General features: G+C 38.0%; 19 protein-coding genes, 5 tRNA genes and 1 pseudogene. 18 read left to right on the plus strand and 7 right to left on the minus strand.

Annotated features, from left to right (window positions below; all coding sequences use genetic code 11):
* Window positions 1-37 precede the first annotated feature (37 nt).
* The 4 genes from FJR45_RS01800 to FJR45_RS01815 all read right to left on the minus strand — a co-directional run bounded on the left by FJR45_RS01800 (window position 38) and on the right by FJR45_RS01815 (window position 5,890).
* Window positions 38-1,933, minus strand: a complete 1,896-nt coding sequence (locus FJR45_RS01800; protein ID WP_193151084.1) for a putative bifunctional diguanylate cyclase/phosphodiesterase — start codon at window positions 1,931-1,933, stop codon at window positions 38-40.
* A complete protein-coding gene (locus tag FJR45_RS01805) occupies window positions 1,933-2,355 on the minus strand; it encodes a hypothetical protein (RefSeq protein WP_193151085.1) in 423 nt (140 codons plus the stop codon). The genes FJR45_RS01800 and FJR45_RS01805 overlap by 1 nt, the downstream gene beginning before the upstream one ends.
* A 1-nt stretch (window position 2,356) precedes the next feature.
* Window positions 2,357-4,252 carry a TonB-dependent receptor plug domain-containing protein gene (locus tag FJR45_RS01810; protein WP_193151086.1) on the minus strand — a complete coding sequence of 632 codons (1,896 nt, stop codon included), beginning with the start codon at window positions 4,250-4,252 and terminating at the stop codon, window positions 2,357-2,359.
* A gap of 90 nt (window positions 4,253-4,342) precedes the next feature.
* Window positions 4,343-5,890: a SagB family peptide dehydrogenase gene (locus FJR45_RS01815; protein WP_193151087.1), complete on the minus strand. Its 1,548-nt coding sequence runs from the start codon at window positions 5,888-5,890 to the stop codon at window positions 4,343-4,345.
* 100 nt (window positions 5,891-5,990) lie between these two features.
* Between FJR45_RS01815 and FJR45_RS01820 the strand changes: the two genes are divergently transcribed.
* Complete coding sequence (locus FJR45_RS01820; RefSeq protein WP_193151088.1) at window positions 5,991-7,430, plus strand: protein adenylyltransferase SelO; 1,440 nt, start codon at window positions 5,991-5,993, stop codon at window positions 7,428-7,430.
* Window positions 7,431-7,436: 6 nt separating this feature from the next.
* On the opposite strand, the gene FJR45_RS01825 is transcribed toward FJR45_RS01820, so the two are convergent.
* Entirely contained in the window at window positions 7,437-8,345 is a 909-nt protein-coding gene (locus tag FJR45_RS01825) for an AEC family transporter (protein WP_193151089.1), read from the minus strand.
* A gap of 27 nt (window positions 8,346-8,372) precedes the next feature.
* Here FJR45_RS01825 and FJR45_RS01830 point away from each other — a divergent pair, with 27 nt between their 5' ends.
* From FJR45_RS01830 to FJR45_RS12665, 3 genes and pseudogenes are all read left to right on the plus strand, one after another.
* Window positions 8,373-8,693, plus strand: coding sequence for a thioredoxin family protein (locus FJR45_RS01830; RefSeq protein WP_193151090.1), 321 nt, complete (start codon window positions 8,373-8,375; stop codon window positions 8,691-8,693).
* Window positions 8,694-8,784: 91 nt separating this feature from the next.
* A complete protein-coding gene (locus tag FJR45_RS01835) occupies window positions 8,785-9,294 on the plus strand; it encodes a PAS domain-containing protein (protein ID WP_193151091.1) in 510 nt (169 codons plus the stop codon).
* A 637-nt stretch (window positions 9,295-9,931) separates the two neighbouring features.
* A pseudogene (locus FJR45_RS12665) lies at window positions 9,932-10,726 on the plus strand (methyl-accepting chemotaxis protein); the annotation flags it as partial.
* Here FJR45_RS12665 and FJR45_RS01845 read toward each other — a convergent pair.
* Window positions 10,716-11,465, minus strand: a complete 750-nt coding sequence (locus tag FJR45_RS01845) for a TrmH family RNA methyltransferase (RefSeq protein WP_193151093.1) — start codon at window positions 11,463-11,465, stop codon at window positions 10,716-10,718. The pseudogene FJR45_RS12665 and the gene FJR45_RS01845 overlap by 11 nt on opposite strands.
* 12 nt (window positions 11,466-11,477) lie before the next feature.
* Window positions 11,478-12,206 carry a YaaA family protein gene (locus tag FJR45_RS01850; RefSeq protein WP_193151094.1) on the minus strand — a complete coding sequence of 243 codons (729 nt, stop codon included), beginning with the start codon at window positions 12,204-12,206 and terminating at the stop codon, window positions 11,478-11,480.
* 85 nt (window positions 12,207-12,291) lie between these two features.
* Here FJR45_RS01850 and FJR45_RS01855 point away from each other — a divergent pair, with 85 nt between their 5' ends.
* From FJR45_RS01855 to rplL, 14 genes are all read left to right on the plus strand, one after another.
* On the plus strand, window positions 12,292-13,074 hold the full coding sequence (locus FJR45_RS01855) for a 3',5'-cyclic-nucleotide phosphodiesterase (protein ID WP_193151095.1): 783 nt from the start codon (window positions 12,292-12,294) through the stop codon (window positions 13,072-13,074).
* 55 nt (window positions 13,075-13,129) lie between these two features.
* A tRNA-Thr gene (locus FJR45_RS01860) sits at window positions 13,130-13,206 on the plus strand.
* Between the two features lie 59 nt (window positions 13,207-13,265).
* Window positions 13,266-13,350 (plus strand) — tRNA-Tyr (locus tag FJR45_RS01865).
* Between the two features lie 7 nt (window positions 13,351-13,357).
* Window positions 13,358-13,433, plus strand: a tRNA-Gly gene (locus tag FJR45_RS01870).
* A 155-nt stretch (window positions 13,434-13,588) separates the two neighbouring features.
* Window positions 13,589-13,663: transfer RNA gene (locus FJR45_RS01875), tRNA-Thr, on the plus strand.
* 90 nt (window positions 13,664-13,753) lie between these two features.
* Window positions 13,754-14,953, plus strand: a complete 1,200-nt coding sequence (gene tuf / locus FJR45_RS01880) for an elongation factor Tu (RefSeq protein ID WP_193151096.1) — start codon at window positions 13,754-13,756, stop codon at window positions 14,951-14,953.
* A gap of 45 nt (window positions 14,954-14,998) precedes the next feature.
* Window positions 14,999-15,151, plus strand: a complete 153-nt coding sequence (rpmG, locus tag FJR45_RS01885; RefSeq protein WP_151901156.1) for a 50S ribosomal protein L33 — start codon at window positions 14,999-15,001, stop codon at window positions 15,149-15,151.
* Between the two features lie 65 nt (window positions 15,152-15,216).
* Window positions 15,217-15,292: transfer RNA gene (locus FJR45_RS01890), tRNA-Trp, on the plus strand.
* Between the two features lie 72 nt (window positions 15,293-15,364).
* A complete protein-coding gene (secE, locus tag FJR45_RS01895) occupies window positions 15,365-15,544 on the plus strand; it encodes a preprotein translocase subunit SecE (protein ID WP_151901155.1) in 180 nt (59 codons plus the stop codon).
* A gap of 10 nt (window positions 15,545-15,554) precedes the next feature.
* On the plus strand, window positions 15,555-16,082 hold the full coding sequence (gene nusG, locus FJR45_RS01900) for a transcription termination/antitermination protein NusG (protein WP_151901154.1): 528 nt from the start codon (window positions 15,555-15,557) through the stop codon (window positions 16,080-16,082).
* Between the two features lie 111 nt (window positions 16,083-16,193).
* On the plus strand, window positions 16,194-16,619 hold the full coding sequence (gene rplK / locus FJR45_RS01905) for a 50S ribosomal protein L11 (protein ID WP_151901153.1): 426 nt from the start codon (window positions 16,194-16,196) through the stop codon (window positions 16,617-16,619).
* 65 nt (window positions 16,620-16,684) lie between these two features.
* Complete coding sequence (gene rplA / locus FJR45_RS01910; protein WP_193151097.1) at window positions 16,685-17,377, plus strand: 50S ribosomal protein L1; 693 nt, start codon at window positions 16,685-16,687, stop codon at window positions 17,375-17,377.
* A 220-nt stretch (window positions 17,378-17,597) separates the two neighbouring features.
* Window positions 17,598-18,083, plus strand: a complete 486-nt coding sequence (rplJ, locus tag FJR45_RS01915) for a 50S ribosomal protein L10 (protein ID WP_193151098.1) — start codon at window positions 17,598-17,600, stop codon at window positions 18,081-18,083.
* Between the two features lie 60 nt (window positions 18,084-18,143).
* The gene (rplL, locus tag FJR45_RS01920) at window positions 18,144-18,515 is read left to right on the plus strand and encodes a 50S ribosomal protein L7/L12 (protein ID WP_193151099.1); all 372 of its coding nucleotides are present in this window, start codon (window positions 18,144-18,146) and stop codon (window positions 18,513-18,515) included.
* Window positions 18,516-18,566: the final 51 nt, after the last annotated feature.

Raw genomic sequence — 18,566 nt, forward strand, 5'->3', positions numbered from 1 at the left:
GTGATAATTATATCACAAGTATCACATCTTTCTTCAATTATTCGAAGGAACTGATAGTCGCTTCAGGTTTGCCAAGATAATACCCCTGCGCATAATCAACATCCATATCTTCAAGGGTTTTTAAAACACTTTGCGAGTGAACAAATTCAGCCACAGTTTCTATGCTGAGTGCATTTGTCAGCGTGAGAATAGACTTTGTGATTGATTTGGAGATGTTTGATTTGTCTATATTTTTAATGATAGAGGCATCTATTTTGACTATGTCTATCGGCAGTGACTGAAACAGTGTATAGTTTGCAAATCCGCTTCCAAAATCATCTATAGCTATTTTTACACCGCAGGCTTTCATCATTCGCAGATTTTTTACAAATATTTCACTTGAATTGTCGAGTGGTTCATACTCCAGCAACTCTATAATCAGCCAGTGGGCATATTCTTTGTTCTGTTCCAATTCATTGAGAATCAGAGAGAATATATTTTTATCAATAATATCCGAAAAGTTTAGATTGATGCTTATGGAGACTCTGTTTTCTTTGATTTTTTCAAAAACAATACCCAAGATGGTCTTTGTCAGTAAATTGTATATATTTGTATGCATGACAACCGGTAAAAACTCCATCGGGGGAGTAATGCTGCCGTCTCTGTTTTGAATTCTCACAAGTGCTTCGTATTTATGAATTTTTCTGCTTTTTATATGGAATATGGGTTGATAGTAACAAACAACTCTTCCCTCTTCTATCGCTTCTTGTACCTCATACACCGGAATGAGTTTCTGTTTTCCTGTTTCTTTTTGTGTGTCTGTGACATCCAGTACAACCTGGTTGCGCCCGTCTCTTTTGGCAACATAGAGCATTTCGTCTGCGTGTTTAATGGCATCACTTACCGTTTTAAATGTTTGCGGTCTGCATGTAACGCCTATGGAAGCAGTGATGCGAAGATCCTGGTTGTTATAATGAAAATTTGTCGCAGCGATATTTTCTCTGATTCGTTGTGCAACTTTGCATTCAGAAGCTAGACCGCTGCTTTTTTTGATAAATATGATAAATTCTTCACCGCCAAAACGGATGAGCCTGTCTTCATCACGGATTGTATTTTTTATAATTTTTGCAACTTCCTGCAGTATTTTGTCTCCTGTCTGGTGTCCGTAGGTATCATTGACCTGCTTAAAATGATCTATGTCCACCATCAGTATTTTGTAGTTTTCTATCTGTACATTGTTTAAAAATTCCCGTAAATAGTTCCTGTTGTATGCTCCGGTAAGCGGATCTGTAAGATTTTCTCTTTTTGTTTTGTATGTAAAATAGAGTTGCAGCAGTATGACAATAAACATGAAAAAAATTGCGGCAAAAATTGAAAAGAGAATGGTCTTGAGCGGTAAGAGTGCTGCATGTATCTGTTTTTCTATATTGTTTGAAAAATCTATGGCAATTATTGCCTGCGTTTTTCCGTGTATTACAACAGGATAAAGATAGGTAACCCAAAGAGTCTCGAGTTGTTTGTGGTAAAAAACATGACTGCAGGCATTTTTCCAGACCTGATCCCATATCTTTTTGTTTACATGCAGTTTTTCTCCAAATTCACCCTTCTCCTTTTTACTGCCATCAAGAAGATATCTGTAGGTTCCTGTTTCATCTCTGTAGAGCACAAAAACATATTTGTATGTGCCTGTTGCAATCAGACTTATTTCCCGTTCCAGTTCTTCTCTGAGATACTCTCCCTCAAAAAGTGCATCAAAAAAATTTTCATCCTGCGGCAACTGCTGTATTATCTCACGGGATATGTTTTTTGCAAATTCGTCTGCCTGCTGGATAAAGAGTCTGTTGACATTTGCAGATAGTTTCTGTGTCGTATGCTGCAGTGAAAAGTAGAGGTATCCGATGCCGACAGCGATTAAAATAAAAATAAAAAAATATATTTTTGCCAGATTTTTCATCAATAGTCCTCAATATATTCGGACATTGATTTTGGAAGCACTATATGGTATTTTTTCAAATTTCGTTTAATAAAAATAATGTTCGGACGCCCTTTTTGCCAATAAAAACCACCGATAAGATCCTTTTTGTATTTTTTGAATGTTTTGTAGTTTGTGGCAAATTTCAAACCGTTCAGGTTGCTGGCATTTTCACCCGTGCCTAAGAGTAATATATCTGCCTGCGCAGGTGCTGTGACCAATTGTATATCTCTTGTCTTTGTAAAAACTCTGTTTGTTGCCTGTGAGTCACTCCATACATGTATAACATTTTTGTTCGGAAAAAGCGCCTGAAAAATTGCCTGATATATCTTCAATTCATATTCAGTCTGCGAAGCTGATAAAAGTTCTGATAAAAACAGGAAAAGTAAAAAGTATTTTTTCATATTAAAAAGTGTACTCCACATTCAGAAAAAACTTCTGGTCAGTCACCGGAATTGTATAGGAAATGCCTTTGTATGGCAGAGTAAAGCCGCGGTTTAATATGTTTTCACCCCGGATGCCTATGGAAAAATCGTTTGAGTAGTTGTATTTTACAGCAGAGGTAAAGTCAAGACTGGCTTTTGTATATATATCATAAAGTGTATAAGAAGTTCGATAAATCAGTTCATTGTAAAAATCAAATTTTCTGTATCTGTTGTATGCACGTATTGTTGTTTCAAAAGCAGGTGAAAAGTTTATATCTTTACTGTTTCGCCCAAAGTCAATATTGCATACAATTTTATTGTCAAGATCAAACTTGTATCTGTAACCAATTTCCAGAAGCTCTTTGTATATGTCCTCCTTGCTGTTTACCCAGCCATTCGCCGTGCTCGGATCATAAACAAGTGTATCCTTGAGCGTGGCATGAACAAATTCCAGAGAGAATTTATGCTTTTTGGTCTGATCCTGATAATAGACTCCTGTTGTAAAGAGATCCATTTTTGGTGCATTAAGTTGGGGATTTGCCCTGTATGGAATATTTTCGGGATTGTAGAGTTGATAAAAAGCAAGAGGAATATATGTTTTACTGTATGAAAATTTAAATCGGGTCCTTCCTGCGGCTTTGACAAAACCGATTTTGGCAAGGTATTCATTCTGCGATTTTACATCTTTTTGATAACGAAAAAAATCTCCTTTCACCGAAGCCAAAATATGCGTGGTATCGTTGATCGCATAGGTGTCTTCTGCGTAAATAGAAACCAGATTCAGGCTGTTTGAGAGTTGGTTTCTGTGTCTGTATGTCAAAGTGGTGTCATAATAGTCTCCCTGAGCCGTAAAAGCCTTATATTTGTAAAAAGAACCTATAAAAAGAGTGTTTGCATCGTTTTGAAACTTTTTTTCCAAAATGACAGAAAAGATGTCATCGTTAAATTTTATATTGTAGCTGTTGATAAGAGGGGCATTGGCAATGCGTATGCCGTTCTCATCATTGTATTGTCTGCTGTATTCAAGGTTGTCGTAGGAGATTTGCAGTTTTAGTCTCTCGGGAAATTTTTTACTCAGATGTATGTAAAACTGTTGGGCATCAAGTCCTCCTCCCTCAGGTGTTTTGTATGTTCCTATCCCTATAAAACTGTCATTTTTTTTAGAATATTTTCCAAATTCCAGTTTATAGTCTTTGTAGCCGAGAGAACCGTAAAGATTGTAGCCTTTTTTATCACTTTTAAAATCATATGTTTTGTTGTTGTAGGTGTTATGATACGTCTTTCTGCGTATATCGTCACTGTTGGCATAAGCAAAATAGCTTATACCGTTTTTTGTGATGTCGGTTGTATAGATGTTGGCATCATAGCCTCCTCGCGAATCGCCTATCATCCTTACTTTTGAACCATTGTCGCGTGCCGCATCTTTTGTGTAGAGTTTGACAATGATTGAAGCATTTTCGTTTCCGAATTCCATGGAAGAGGTTGCTTTGTAAATTTCTATGTGGTCAATATACTCTATAGGCATCTCGCCCCAGATTAAAAAGCCGCTTCCAAAAGAGCTGGATGTCATATCATGGTCATTGATATAAATTCTTGAAAAAGTGACAGGGGTACTCTGGGCAGAGGCTGTTGTGAAAAGTGTCAGGTTGTTTGCCCCTCTCTTGAGATAAAGGCCCGGTACAGTTTTTAAAACATCCAGAAGGTTATGTGCCTGCATTCTTTCAAGATCTTCTCTTGTATATATCTCAAGAAATCCCGAGGTGTCCCTTTTTGTTACTTTTGAGAGATCAGACTCTTTTTTGTAGGCATCAAGCAAAGAGTGGAGTTCCTGGGAAAAAAGTGCTGTACACAAACCTATCAGAAATAAAAATCTCATTTTCCCGCTCTCCTCCTTTTTTTTCCATAAAAAAAAGCAATTATAGGGAAGATCCACTTAAAACACATTAAAACAAAATAGAGTAATATTTTAATACGCCGGTTTTGTCTCAATTCTGGAGTCAACATAACCGACACCTACCGTAAAATGGTAGAGACTCTGGTACAGATTGTTTTTGAGTCCGAGAACATTGACATTCATCAGATCATCTAAAAAACAGCCGATGCCTGTACCTGAAAGCCCGAGTGCTGTGGCTTCAAGATAGAGCTGCTGTCCTGTCATGCCGCATTCCCAGTAGAGTTCTTTGTATCTGTGGGCATTGTAAGCCAGCAGTTCTTCGGAGTATCTGCATATCATACCCAGAGAAAAGGCGCCGTCACTGGCTATATCCTGATTACAGCTTATGATTTTGGAGGCTTTCGTAAAATCAGCAATTTCTAGAAGATAGAGATTTTCAAAGTCTGTTTTTCTCCAAAGAAATGCATCATGAAACTCTTTTTTGAAGTCTTCTAAATCTTTTTGATTCCTTACATGTAAGTAGAGTCCCTGGTCATACTCCTCAACTCTGTGGACAAATATTGCCAGGTGGGCGGCATTTTCTTTACCATCAAGGGAACAATCCACAGAGCGTAGTAGTGCATGAAACTGTTTTTTGGAAATTTTGGATTTTTCTTTATCCATTACATGGACACTTCTCCTGCTGAGCACCACCTCTTTTGACTCACGACTCGGCTCTCTTGCAACCTTGCATCTGTCTCTCTGTGCCTGTGAAATCTGCATTACTGAAGTCGCTTTTTCAACTTCGTCTATAAGTTTCCACTCATAAATTGAAGGACTGAGTTTGTTGGCTATGCCTTCATATTTGTTTGGAAGTGCGTCTATCAGCGGTGTTACATCCAGATTTGGGGAACTCTCTTCTTTGGAAACAATCAAAAGCATATCAGGCTTTTCATCTTCAAAAAATCTGTTTTCCTGATCAAGCCCGATAATTTTTGCAATCTGTTTATCACTGACGTTGTCAATCCTTGTAATTTTCCAGCCAAGCATTTTTGCCGAAACAACCAGTGCCTGCCAGGCATGCCCTGCATCGAGTTGGACATAGCGAAAAGCACGTTCACCGTATTTCCATGCTTCACGCCAGGCTATGCTTGAAAGAGCTATCAAAAAACTCTCGTTGGGAAGTGTTTCAAAAAAATTAGTGTCAAACTCGGCAAGAATTTCAAGTGCATGATTTTTTGGAGCATAATGAGACACACTGCTCTTGGCACCGCCCATCATCGGTGGCAAAATCAGATAAGACTCTGTGGGATGCAGGTTTCCGCTTGAGGCATTACACCGTACAGCCCAAGAACTTCCTCCGGAACTTTTCCATGCGGCAATGCCCATAGAAAACTGTAACAGTTGAGAGAGGGACTCCAGCATCAGAGGTGCAGAGGGCAGTTCCTCATCCAAAAGAGAATAGGGCGGTGTGGGATTGTCAAAACTTAAAGGAAGTGTTAAGCTCTTTGCACCTTTGTAAATACGAAAAGGATCAGGCTGTGTCGCCCAGTCCATATAGCCTAAAGATTTTGCATATCTTTTTTGGGAATGTTTGGTTGTTTCATGGTAGTGAAACACTGTTTGGAGTTCTTTATTCATACCCGGAGTGTAATATTTTTTGCTTAAAAGTTTCCAGCGTTTTAAAAATTAATTTTTAAAAGTAGCTTTTTTTAATGCAATACCTGATAAAACTTTTCTTATGAAATTTTCTGACTTACAACTGACAACGCCTTACCTTGCTTTGGATACACTTTTTTATGACAGAGTGGAACCGACACCGCTTGAAAAACCTTTTCTTGTTGCAGCCTCACAGGATGCTGCAAAACTTTTGGGTATAGATGAAGATGTTACTATGGACGAAGCACTTGTAAAAATTGTCAACGCAGAGATGAAACTAAAGGGTTCTCAGAGTTTTGCAATGTGTTATGCGGGACATCAGTTTGGCTGTTTTGTGCCACGTTTGGGAGATGGCAGAGCTGTTAATCTTGGCAAGGTAAACGGACAAAATTTACAGCTTAAAGGTGCGGGAACTACACTCTATTCCCGTCAGGGTGATGGTAGAGCGGTTTTGCGTTCGAGTATACGTGAGTTTTTGATGTCTGAGGCAATGCATGGTCTTGGTATCAGCACATCAAGAGCCCTGGCCCTCATCGGCAGTGATACCGATGTGCCCCGTGAAAGATGGGAAAAAGGGGCTATAGTCTTGCGTCTTTGTCCGACATGGGTGCGTTTTGGAACTTTTGAGTACTTCAGTGCGGCAGAAGAAACACAAAAACTGCAGCAGTTAGCTGATTATGTCATAGATGAATCGTATCCTGAACTTAAAAATGAGGAAGATAAATATCTGAAAATGTATGAAAAGGCAGTGCAAAAGAGTGCCAAAACAGTGGCAAAATGGCAGGCATACGGATTTAACCACGGTGTGCTCAATACTGACAATATGGCAATAGACGGCAGCACCATAGACTATGGTCCGTTTGCTTTTTTGGATATATATGATCCAAATTATGTTTGCAACCGTTCTGATACACAGGGGCGTTACAGTTTCAGAGGTCAGCCGGGCATTGTACACTGGAACCTGTCCCGACTCGCTTTGGCACTGACACCGCTAATCAACCATGATGCCGCGCTGGAAGTTCTTGAAGATACCTTTGGTGATGTTTATGAGACAGAATATACCCGGTTGATGTATAAACGCATGGGACTGCAAACAAAAGAGGAAAAAGATCTCTCTTTGTTAAAATTAATGTTACGGAGTTTAGAACAGTCTGTAATAGATTACAATGTATTTTTTCGAAAACTTTCAGTATATCAAGGGAAAAGAAGTGAAATTTTAGAGCTTGCAGTTTATAAAGAATATCTTGAACGCTGGTTGGATACATATGATGCCAGAGTGAAAAAAGAGAGTTTTTCAGACGAGCAAAGACACAAAAACATGTTACATGTAAATCCGAAATATATACTGAAAAACCATATACTGCAAGAAGCTGTTGAAAAAGCGCAAAAAAATGATTTTTCTATGGTAAATGATTTACTCCGTGTGGCACTTGCACCCTTTGATGAACATCCGGAGTTGGAATATCTTGCAAAACCGACACCACAGAGTGCAAAAAATCTAAAACTGAGCTGTTCAAGTTAAGCATCGTTAAAGATATTTGAGTATGGAAACACCAAAAAAGACAACGCCTAAAAATAAAACAGAAGAGAGAAATACCAAAGCCGTCACAAGTTTTGGTTTACAATCATAGAGTGAAGCCAGGTTGACATTGGCAACGGCAAGCGGCATCAGCAGTTCTATAAATATCACCCCTTTTATCATCGGTGCCAAATTGACATTGTATAAAATGACAAAAGCGACAAGCGGCAGGAGTACAAATTTGAGCGACATGACCCAGCCAATGAGTTTTTTGTTTATTGTCCGTATTTTAATGTCATACATGTAGATGCCAAACAAAAACAGCTGCATAGTCATGGAAGCATAGGCACCCATCATCAGCATATTCATAACGGCATCTGCGGGTGTATAGTGATTAACACTGAGTACAATGGCAATGATGGCTGCCCAGAGAATGGGGAGTTTGAAGATGTTTTTCAGAGAGGTTTTGGCATCAAAATTCCCACGCGAATAAAAATAAACTCCTATCGTGTAAACAACAAAAACATTCACAAGGTTGACAACGGTTGTGTAGGGAATGGAAGCTTCCCCGAAGATAGCTATGTTTAAAGGAATGCCGAGATTGCCTGTGTTGCCTATGATGGAAGCCACCATGGCGATAGAGTACTCTTTTTTGTCTGCAAAGAGTTTTACGGCAAAAAGAGCAGACAACACAAGGACAAGCATAACAATGACAAGATAGACAGCAGGTGCATAGAGCAGTGTAATATCTACAGGATGCAGTAAAAGTCCCCAAAAAGTCAAAAAAACCTGTAAAAAGTAGACATTTAAGAGTGTAATGGTTTTCTCATCTATCTGTTCTTTAAAGCTGCGTTTGGCGATGTATCCCATCACGATAAAAACATAAATACTTAAAATAGAAAAAATAATTGAACTCATAAGGGAATTATACAGTATAATTTTATTATGAACACAATAGAAACAATAGAACAAACAATACAAGAAAATCTGGCAGTGATGCTCTACTTCTCTGCGCCTACATGTAACGTATGCCATGCACTCAAGCCAAAACTGCTCGAAGCGATAGATAGAAATTTCAAAGAATTTACCATTGTAACTGTTGATATTTCAGTTGAACAGGAAATAGCGGCACATTTCAGTGTTTTTGCAATTCCTACGGTACTCGTTTTTTTAGACGGCAGAGAATTTTTGCGAAAATCCCGTCATATGAGTGTGGATGAAGTTATTCGGGAAATTCGCCGTCCTTATGAAATTATGATCTCTTAAGTGCCTTGTGTAATATTATATAAAATAATACAATTTTTGTAAGCTTCTTGTAACCTTTTTAGCATATAATTGTTTTTTGAAAGGATAAACAGTGAATAAAATTGTTCCGAGAAATAATGAAATAACACTCTCAGAAGATGAGTTTATAGTTTCTAAAACTGATACAAAAGGAAAAATTCTTTACGGGAATAAAATTTTTATAAAGATTTCCGGTTATGAAGAAAAAGAGTTGCTAGGCCAGCCCCACTCAATACTGAGACATCCTGATATGCCTAAGGTTATCTTTAAACTGCTGTGGGAGAGACTGCAGGCAAAGAAAGAGATATTTGCCTATGTGAAAAATCTCTCAAAAGACGGTTCCTATTACTGGGTGTTGGCAAATGTCACAGTCACTTTAGGGGAAAATGGAAATGTTATTGATTATCATTCTGTAAGGCGTAAGCCCTCTGCCAAGGCAATGGCGGTCATTCCTGAACTGTATGCACAGTTGCTGCAAGAAGAAAAAAGATCGGGAATGGCTGGCTCCGAACAAATGCTTGACGCACTACTCCATGAAAAAAGGACAGGGTATGACGATTTTATCTTCCATTTACAGCACTAAACAAACACTTTCCCTCTATATGCTTTTAGGCGCCATATTGATTTACACATTGATTACAGGACAGTATATATTTGCCGGAGCAGTATTTGTTGGACTTATCGTAACATTGCTTTTATCACTTGCATCAGGTGATATCTGCGATAAAATATTTCAGGATGAGTTGATTCGACAGATCAGGGATGTGCTTCTCAGGGTTGGCAAAGGAGAACTTTCTCATAGAATTACAAATATACCTGAGACCCATATAATGCAGGGAGTCGCATGGGGAATCAATGATTTGCTGGATCAGACAGAACAGTATATCCGTGATGTGATTGCCTCGATTGAAAATGCAAATGCAGGATATAACAACAGAATAATTTATGAAAACGGATACAGGGGAGAAGTTCTTGCATCTATTCCTGCACTCAACCATGCCATTACGTCTATAGGAATATCTCACAAAGCTGCACAAAAAACAAACCTTGGAGAAGTTTTTGATGTTAACAGTAATGGGGGTGTGACACGTGGGCTGAATATTATTCAAGAAGATATATCTGATAATCTGGACATATTGCAAAGAATTGCACACAGTACACAAGAGACGGCAGAGGAAGCAACAGAGTCCAAAGTTGTGGTGAATAATATTACAAACAGGCTGGAAGAGCTCATCACACTTATTACAAATTCAGATGAAGTCATTCGTGCTTTGAATGAACAGACAAGTGAAATAAATGCTATCGTTGATTTGATTAAAGATATTGCTGATCAGACAAATCTTCTAGCACTCAATGCTGCTATCGAAGCAGCGCGTGCCGGAGAGCACGGACGAGGGTTTGCTGTAGTAGCCGATGAGGTAAGAAAACTGGCCGAAAGAACGCAAAAAGCAACCCAGGAAATCTCCATTACAACCAACACACTGAAGCAGGAAGCGGATGACATTCAAAACAACTCCATGCAGATTACTGATCTTGCAATGCGTTCTCAAGAAGATGTTTCAAAGTTTAACAATACACTGAACAGCTTTGCAAACAAAGCAAATGAATCAGCGTATGAAGCTGTATTTATGTATGATTCACTCTATACCAGTCTGGCAAAAGTAGACCATATTATTCTCAAGCACAAAGCCTATAAAGCACTTTTGGATGAAAATGAAGCAATGGCAAAAGAGTTTGTCGATCATAACAAATGTAGAATGGGACAATGGTACAACACCGATGCAAAGCAGAAGTTTGAACATACAAAAGCCTATAAAGAGTTGGGAAATGTCCATAAAAGAGTGCATGATAAAATATTTGAAGTAATGCGCTGTGTACCTGAACATACCTGTATTACGAAAGAAAACCAGGAGAATGTTATCAGTGGATTTAAAGATATGGAAGAAGCGAGTTTTAAGATGTTTGATCTTTTTAGAGCAATGGTAAGAGAAGGTAACCCCAAGGTTACGCTTTAAAGGCAATCAGTGATGCCGTAACGGCAACGTTGAGAGATTCTACACCTCTGTTCATGGGAATAGAGACAGAATCATTGCAGAGTTTTTCCACTGTATCACTGACGCCTTCGTTCTCATTCCCCAAAACATAGACGGTTTTTTTCTCTTCTCTGATATCGTTGAGAGCAGTTTTTGCATGGGAGGAGAGGGAATAGATTTTTGCTTCTTGAAGTTGCGGCAATATCTCTTCAAGTGTATTACAAAAGTAGACAGGCAGTTTAAAAAGAGTGCCGGCACTTGCTTTGACAACAAGAGGGGAAATTTTTGCCGAGTTTCTCTTTGGCAGAATGACACCGTCAATATTTCCTGCAGCACACGAGCGTATAATCATTCCTAAATTTTGCGGATTTTGTATACCGTCAAGTGCAATGAGTCTGTATTGCTGCAGTTCTTTTATTTTGTTTACATGTAAATATGTTTTAGAAACTATATCAATGGCTACTCCCTGATCCTGTTTTGCATTTTTACTTATGCGTGAAAGAGCGGCTTTATTGTGTTTGACTATTTCAATCCCACGTTCTTTTGCAAGCAGAAGAATCTTTTTTATTGCTCCGTCAGGTTTGTTTGAATCAGCCAGATGCAGTTTATGAATTTCAATCGAACTGTCTTGGAGTATTTCTACAACGACATTCCTTCCATACAGGGTAATGATTTTTTCAAAAAAAGCTTTTTTTTCTTTATACTCTTGAGAGTCTTTCATAGTGTGTTTCTCCTATTCTATTATATTGTAAACAATTTCTTTTTTTAATTTTTGCTCTGTAATCTCGTGAACCTGCAAATTTTCTATCTCAAGTTTCATAAAATCATCCAGAGAATTTACACCGGCTTTTGCAATTTCACGCAAAACAATGCCCCGATAGGCTTTTGCCCAGTGTGAAACTGTTTTTCCGTTTTTTAAAAATTTCAGTGTTGTATGCGGTTGCGTGAGTTTGTAAAATTTATTATAATAGCCTGCCCGTAAATCTAAAATATCATGCCCCCCAAGATATAAATCAAGCTGGTAGGAAAATCGTTCTTTGTAAAATTTATCCGGTGCAATATCACCGACAGTGTTTCCCTGTTTGACTTTATAGTTTGCAATCACATCACCACCGAGTACAGGACCGTAAAGATTTGAAAATATAAGGGTATTGTTTTTAAGATGCTCTTGCGCATTTTCATTGAGTTCATCATATTTCAGGTAGTCATAGGCTACACCCTGATAGCGTTCTATCGCACACATCAAAGGAGAATTGTATATATCGTTTATGTAAGACCGGCATTCACCGAATTTTTTAAAACCAAAAAGTTGTTTTATCTTCTCTTCATTACCGCTTAATACTACAGTATTATAAGCGTCCAAAATTTCTTTCCTGGCATTTGGCGCACCAAAAAGATCTTTTTCCTTTTCCCTTCCGCCGCTCTTTTTCCCTTCTGATGGAGAAAATAATATTTTTAACATCTACTCTTGCCTTTATAAAAACTGTTAATCTAATTATATCTACATAAATGCTATAATATTTCCAAAACAGCAAAAAGTGTATAAAATGTATGAAAACAGTATAAAAATTTTAGGTGCCTATGGAACAAAAGCCAAAGGTTTTGGCACAACATCCTTTATGTTGGATGCCGGAACTGTGATAGATGCCGGAAATCTTCTAAATGCTTTGGCCGAGAACTCTTTACATGTAGAGTATATTTATTTAACACATTCTCACCTTGATCATATATCTGATATAGCCTATATTGTAGACAACTATTTTTTACAAAGAAGAAAAACTTTGCATATCATAGGCTTGCCCCAAACCATACAGGCATTAAAAAAACATTTTTTTAATGACACAATATGGCCGGATTTTTCCAAAATTCCTTTGGAGGGCTCAGAAGAAATGAGCATCAGGTACCGTGATATATATTGTAACGAGAGATATACACTTAATAACAAAACAACTATTATGCCAATTGAAACTGACCATACGGTTCCGAGTTGTGGCTATATTTATAAAGTAAACAACAGAGGCGTACTTATAACGGCAGATACACTCTCTCTTGAAAATATTATAAACAGATTGGACAATGACAGAGAAATAAAGTCGCTTGTTGTTGAATGCTCTTTTCCCTCAAGTATGGAAAACTTAGCAAAAGTAAGCAAACATCTGACACCAAAACTGCTTTTTGAAGCATTGCAGAAATTACAAAGAGATGATATGAGACTCTATATTAACCATATAAAACCGTCATATTTAAAAGAGATTACTGAAGAAATAGAAGAGTTTGGGGGAAATTTTAGGCCAATTATACTAAAAGACGGTGATTTTATAAATTTCTGACAAAAACCCTTGACATAGAATTTATTTTGCACTATAATTCTGGCTCAAATTCGATGCCGACATAGCTCAGTTGGCTAGAGCAGCTGATTTGTAATCAGCAGGCCCGGGGTTCAAATCCTCGTGTCGGCACCATTGAATTTTGAATATTAGAAACAGTGTTAGACCAGAAAACATTTTATAAATGTACACGTGGTGGGATAGTCAAGTGGCCAACGACGGCAGACTGTAAATCTGCTCCCTATGGGTTCAGAGGTTCGACTCCTCTTCCCACCACCACTCATATGCGGGTGTAACTCAGTGGCTAGAGTTCCTGCCTTCCAAGCAGGCTGTCGAGGGTTCGAATCCCTTCACCCGCTCCATTTGAGATTCTGGAAGCTGAAGTATAATTTCTATCTTACTTCATACAATCTGTATATTTGTAAAATATATATTTATATAGAATACTCTAATCACAAAAAAACTAATATCAAAATAAAAAAGAATTATTCAATTATTGCTTAATATAATCTCGTTTGCTCTCGTGGCTCAGGGGTAGAGCACTTCCTTGGTAAGGAAGAGGTCGGCGGTTCAAATCCGCTCGTGAGCTCCATTTAAGTAAAATTATGTTTTAATTAAGCAATAATTGAATGATTTTTGGGTATAATTCCATTTCAATTCAAAATTAAAGTCGGAGAACATTATGGCAAAAGAAAAGTTTGAACGTAACAAACCCCATGTTAACATCGGTACAATTGGTCACGTTGACCACGGTAAAACAACATTAACAGCAGCTATTACTGCAGTACTTGCAGTTAAAAATGATGCAAAATTTATGGATTATGATGCAATCGATAATGCACCTGAAGAAAGAGAGCGTGGTATTACTATCGCTACTTCACACGTAGAGTATGAAACAGACAACCGTCACTATGCACACGTTGACTGTCCTGGTCACGCGGATTATGTTAAAAACATGATTACTGGTGCTGCACAAATGGACGGTGCTATTCTTGTTGTTTCTGCAGCGGATGGCCCAATGCCACAAACTCGTGAGCACATCCTTCTTTCAAAACAAGTTGGTGTTCCGTACATCGTTGTTTTCATGAACAAAGAAGATATGGTTGATGATGAAGAGTTGTTAGAGCTAGTTGAAATGGAAATCCGTGAACTGCTTGACATGTATGAATTCCCGGGTGATGACACTCCAATCACTGCAGGTTCAGCATTAAAAGCTCTTGAAGAAGCAAAAGCAGGTACTTTGGGTGAATGGTCTGAAAAGATTGTTGAGCTTATGAAAACTGTTGATGAGTACATTCCTGAACCAGAACGTGAAACTGACAAAGATTTCTTGATGCCTGTTGAAGATGTTTTCTCAATCTCTGGTCGTGGTACAGTTGTTACTGGACGTATCGAGCGTGGTATTATCAAAGTTGGTGAAGAAGTAGAAATCGTTGGTATCCGTGATACACAAAAAACTACTGTAACTGGTGTTGAAATGTTCCGTAAAGAAATGGAGCAAGGTGAAGCCGGTGACAACTGTGGTATTCTTGTTCGTGGTATTGCGAAAGATGAAGTTGAGCGTGGTCAAGTACTTTGTAAGCCGGGTACAATTACACCTCACACTAAATTTACTGCAGAAATCTATGTTCTGAGTAAAGATGAGGGTGGTCGTCATACTCCATTCTTTAATGGTTATCGTCCACAGTTCTATGTACGTACTACAGACGTTACTGGAGCAATCACTTTACCAGAAGGTACTGAGATGGTAATGCCAGGTGATAACGTAAGTATTACTGCTGAGTTAATTCACCCAATTGCAATGGAAAAAGGTACTAAGTTCGCTATCCGTGAGGGTGGACGTACAGTTGGTGCCGGTGTTGTTGCAGAGATTCTTGCATAATTAGCCTTTGGCTAATATGCAAAATCCTTTAAAAGGTCCCTTAATATGAGAGAAGCAATACACTTAGGTTGTGAGAAATGTACAAGACGTAATTATCACACAACAAAAAACAAAAAGACTCACACTGAGAAATTTTCAGTACGTAAATACTGTAAATGGTGTAAAGAGCACACAATTCACAAAGAGATGAAACTGTAATATCTGGCACTAAATGCCGACACCACCGTCGCTAAAGCGTAAGTGTGGTGATTACAGATTTAACTAGGCGTATAGCTCCAATGGTAGAGCACCGGATTCCAAATCCGGGTGTTGGGAGTTCGAGTCTCTCTACGCCTGCCACACATTTATTATAAGTAGAGCAGATCTGCTTTATTTATAACAAATGACATTTCAATATAATGGAAAAGATAGATGAATTTAAGTAAAGTAATAAGTAACGCAAGACTGGAACTGAGCAAAGTTATCTTTCCTACAAAAAGTCAGGTAAAACAGGCGTATATAGCAGTTGTTATTGTAGTATCTGCAATAGCGGCATTTCTTGCATTGGTTGACTTGCTTATGTCATCTGTTATGTCTGCAATTTTAGGTTAAGGAGTAAAAAATGGCACATCAATGGTACTCTATACAGACCTATGGCAGTGACAGAACAGTGAGAGATGCAATCTTTAATATGATAAAAGAACATGGTTTAGAAGAGCATATTACAGATGTAATAGTTCCTACAGAGGATGTTATTGAAGTAAAAGACGGAAAGAAAAAGGTGAGTGAAAGATCTCTGTATTCCGGTTATGTGTTTGCCCGCATAGATTTAAACACAGAAATTCAGCATATGATTCAGTCAATACCAAAAGTATCAGGTTTTATCGGGGAAGGAAACACGCCTACACCTTTGAGCGAACATGACATTAATGTTATTTTGGACCGTGTGAACAACCGTGCTGCTCCAAAACCAAAAGTATTTTTTGATAATGGTGAAACGGTACGTATTATTGACGGGCCTTTTGCCAACTTTACGGGAACTGTTGATGAGTATGACCTTGAACACGGTACTCTTAAGCTGAATGTTTCAATCTTTGGTAGAGCTACTCCTGTAGATATTTCTTACACACAGGTAGAAAAAATAATCTAATAAAGAACCCTGCTACGCTAAGGCTAGGTTTTAAATTTTGAAACTTAACCTTAGCGTAGTAAACTGGACCTCGTTTGGATTACGTAATTAAATAATGAAAAAGGACAAAAAATGGCAAAAAAAGTCATGGATTATATCAAGCTACAAATAGAAGCTGGTAAAGCTAACCCGGCTCCACCAGTAGGACCTGCATTAGGACAACGTGGTGTTAATATCATGGAATTCTGTAAAGCATTCAATGAAAAAACAAAAGATAAAATGGGATTCAAAGTTCCTGTTATTATTACAGTTTACAATGACAGAAGTTTTTCTTTTGTTACAAAACAACCACCTGCTTCTGAACTTTTAATGAAAGCAGCCGGACTGAAAAAAGGGAGTGACAACCCTCTTAAAAACAAAGTAGGGTCACTAACTCGTGCACAGCTTATGGAAGTTGTAGAAGCTAAAATCGAAGATTTAAATACTGACGACAAAGAGATGGCTGCAAATACTTTGGCAGGTTCTGCTCGTTCAATCGGTATAGAAATTAAAGACTAGTAAAAAATAATCATCGACCACAGTGATTTCAAAATTATGTGGCAGAATTAATATGGAGATTTGTAATGAGCAAAAGATATAAACAATTATTAGAAAAAATTGACAAAACAAAATCATATGGTGTAGAAGAAGCTTCTGCAACAGTAAAAGATTTAAAAAGTGCAAAGTTTGACGAAACAGTTGAAATTGCAATGAACTTAAATGTAGATCCTCGTCACGCTGACCAAATGGTTCGTGGTGCTGTCGTTCTTCCTCACGGAACCGGTAAAACAGTTCGTGTAGCTGTATTTGCCAAAGGTGCCAAAGCTGATGAAGCAAAAGCCGCCGGTGCAGATATCGTTGGAACTGATGATTTGGTTGCACAAATCAAAGAAGGTGTATTTAACTTTGATGTTGTTGTTGCTGCACCTGACTGTATGGGTCTTGTAGGTCAGATTGGTCGTATTCTTGGGCCAAAAGGATTGATGCCAAATCCTAAAACGGGAACTGTAACACCTGATGTTGCAACAGCTGTAAAAAATGTCAAAGGCGGACAGGTTAACTTTAGAGTTGATAAAAAAGGTAATATCCATGCCGGTATAGGCAAAGCAAGCTTTGAAGCTTCTCAAATTGCTGAGAATTTAACTACTTTTCTTGTAGCCATCAACAAGCAAAAACCTGCCTCTGCAAAAGGGCGTTATATTAAAAATGCAGCATTGAGTTTAACTATGAGTCCTGCGGTTAAACTTGATGTTATAGAGTTGGCAGATATTAAATAAGCGGGCTAAAGCCCCTCATAGGAAAAAACTAAATTTTTTCCTATGCTAAAATAAAAGTTTTTATTGTAGTATAAAAGATATATTACAATAAAGATTTTCATTTTGGAAATCTGAATTACTTGGACTAAAGATAGCTGGGGGTATCTGCCGTGTCGGCAGTGAGCTTAATCGTACCCTTCCGCCCCGCTTGAAGTTATGTCTGGAAAGGAGAACTATATATATGCTTAAGTCAAAAAAAGCTGAAATAATTGAGCAATTAACTACTTCATTTGCTAATACTACGGCAGTTGTAATATGTGACTACAAAGGTTTAACTGTAAGTGAACTTGAAGAGTTACGTAAATCTGCTCGTGCAAAAGACACAAGTGTTCAGGTTGTTAAAAATACTTTAGCAACAATTGCACTGAATAATGCTGAGATGAGTGGTGTTGAAATCAAAGATACAAATATTTTTATTTGGTCTGATGATGTTATCAATGCTGCTAAAATCGCGGCTGATTTCGCTAAAGATCATGACAAGTTCGTGATTAAAGCCGGTTATTTGGATAAAGAACCTGCAGACGTAGCTAAAATCGAGGCATTCGCCAAACTTCCTGGTCGTGATGAGCTTCTCGGTATGCTTGCTGCAACATGGATGGCCCCAATCACCAATATGGCAATTGGAATCGATGCTTTACGCAAAAAGAAAGAAGAAGAGGAAGCTTAGTCTTCCTTTCTCAATGTGATTATTCACAAAAAATAAATAATAAAAATAAAGGAGTCTTAAATGGCTGTAACTAAAGAAGACGTATTAGAATTTATTTCTGGTTTATCTGTTCTTGAGCTTTCTGAGCTTGTAAAAGAATTTGAAGAAAAATTTGGTGTTTCTGCACAACCTGTTGCTGTTGCTGGTGTTGCCGGTGATGCTGGTGGAGCTGCTGCTGAGCAGACTGAATTTAATGTTGTATTGACTGATGTTGGTGCGAAAAAAATCGGTGTTATTAAAGCGGTTCGTGCATTAACTGGTCTTGGACTCAAAGAAGCGAAAGAAGCATGTGAAAGCTTACCGTCTACAATCAAAGAGGGTGTAGATAAAGAAACTGCTGAAGAAGCAAAAGCTGCTTTAGAAGAAGCTGGTGCTACAGTAGAAGTTAAGTAATCTTAACTTAAAAACAAAGAGGGTTTTGTCCCTCTTTTTTGGGCGCTTTAG

It is taken from the genome of Sulfurimonas sediminis (genome assembly GCF_014905115.1).
GTDB classification, from domain to species: Bacteria; Campylobacterota; Campylobacteria; order Campylobacterales; family Sulfurimonadaceae; genus Sulfurimonas; species Sulfurimonas sediminis.

Coding starts and splice junctions, on each gene's coding strand:
- FJR45_RS01850 (WP_193151094.1), bottom strand. CDS start 12,206: ATGTTAAAAATATTATTTTCTCCATCAGAAGGGAAAAAGAGCGGCGGA.
- rpmG (WP_151901156.1), top strand. CDS start 14,999: ATGAGAGAAGCAATACACTTAGGTTGTGAGAAATGTACAAGACGTAAT.
- FJR45_RS01810 (WP_193151086.1), bottom strand. CDS start 4,252: ATGAGATTTTTATTTCTGATAGGTTTGTGTACAGCACTTTTTTCCCAG.
- FJR45_RS01845 (WP_193151093.1), bottom strand. CDS start 11,465: ATGAAAGACTCTCAAGAGTATAAAGAAAAAAAAGCTTTTTTTGAAAAA.
- rplA (WP_193151097.1), top strand. CDS start 16,685: ATGAGCAAAAGATATAAACAATTATTAGAAAAAATTGACAAAACAAAA.
- rplJ (WP_193151098.1), top strand. CDS start 17,598: ATGCTTAAGTCAAAAAAAGCTGAAATAATTGAGCAATTAACTACTTCA.
- FJR45_RS01815 (WP_193151087.1), bottom strand. CDS start 5,890: ATGAATAAAGAACTCCAAACAGTGTTTCACTACCATGAAACAACCAAA.
- secE (WP_151901155.1), top strand. CDS start 15,365: ATGAATTTAAGTAAAGTAATAAGTAACGCAAGACTGGAACTGAGCAAA.
- FJR45_RS01825 (WP_193151089.1), bottom strand. CDS start 8,345: ATGAGTTCAATTATTTTTTCTATTTTAAGTATTTATGTTTTTATCGTG.
- rplK (WP_151901153.1), top strand. CDS start 16,194: ATGGCAAAAAAAGTCATGGATTATATCAAGCTACAAATAGAAGCTGGT.
- rplL (WP_193151099.1), top strand. CDS start 18,144: ATGGCTGTAACTAAAGAAGACGTATTAGAATTTATTTCTGGTTTATCT.
- FJR45_RS01805 (WP_193151085.1), bottom strand. CDS start 2,355: ATGAAAAAATACTTTTTACTTTTCCTGTTTTTATCAGAACTTTTATCA.
- FJR45_RS01800 (WP_193151084.1), bottom strand. CDS start 1,933: ATGAAAAATCTGGCAAAAATATATTTTTTTATTTTTATTTTAATCGCT.
- tuf (WP_193151096.1), top strand. CDS start 13,754: ATGGCAAAAGAAAAGTTTGAACGTAACAAACCCCATGTTAACATCGGT.
- FJR45_RS01830 (WP_193151090.1), top strand. CDS start 8,373: ATGAACACAATAGAAACAATAGAACAAACAATACAAGAAAATCTGGCA.
- FJR45_RS01855 (WP_193151095.1), top strand. CDS start 12,292: ATGTATGAAAACAGTATAAAAATTTTAGGTGCCTATGGAACAAAAGCC.
- FJR45_RS01820 (WP_193151088.1), top strand. CDS start 5,991: ATGAAATTTTCTGACTTACAACTGACAACGCCTTACCTTGCTTTGGAT.
- nusG (WP_151901154.1), top strand. CDS start 15,555: ATGGCACATCAATGGTACTCTATACAGACCTATGGCAGTGACAGAACA.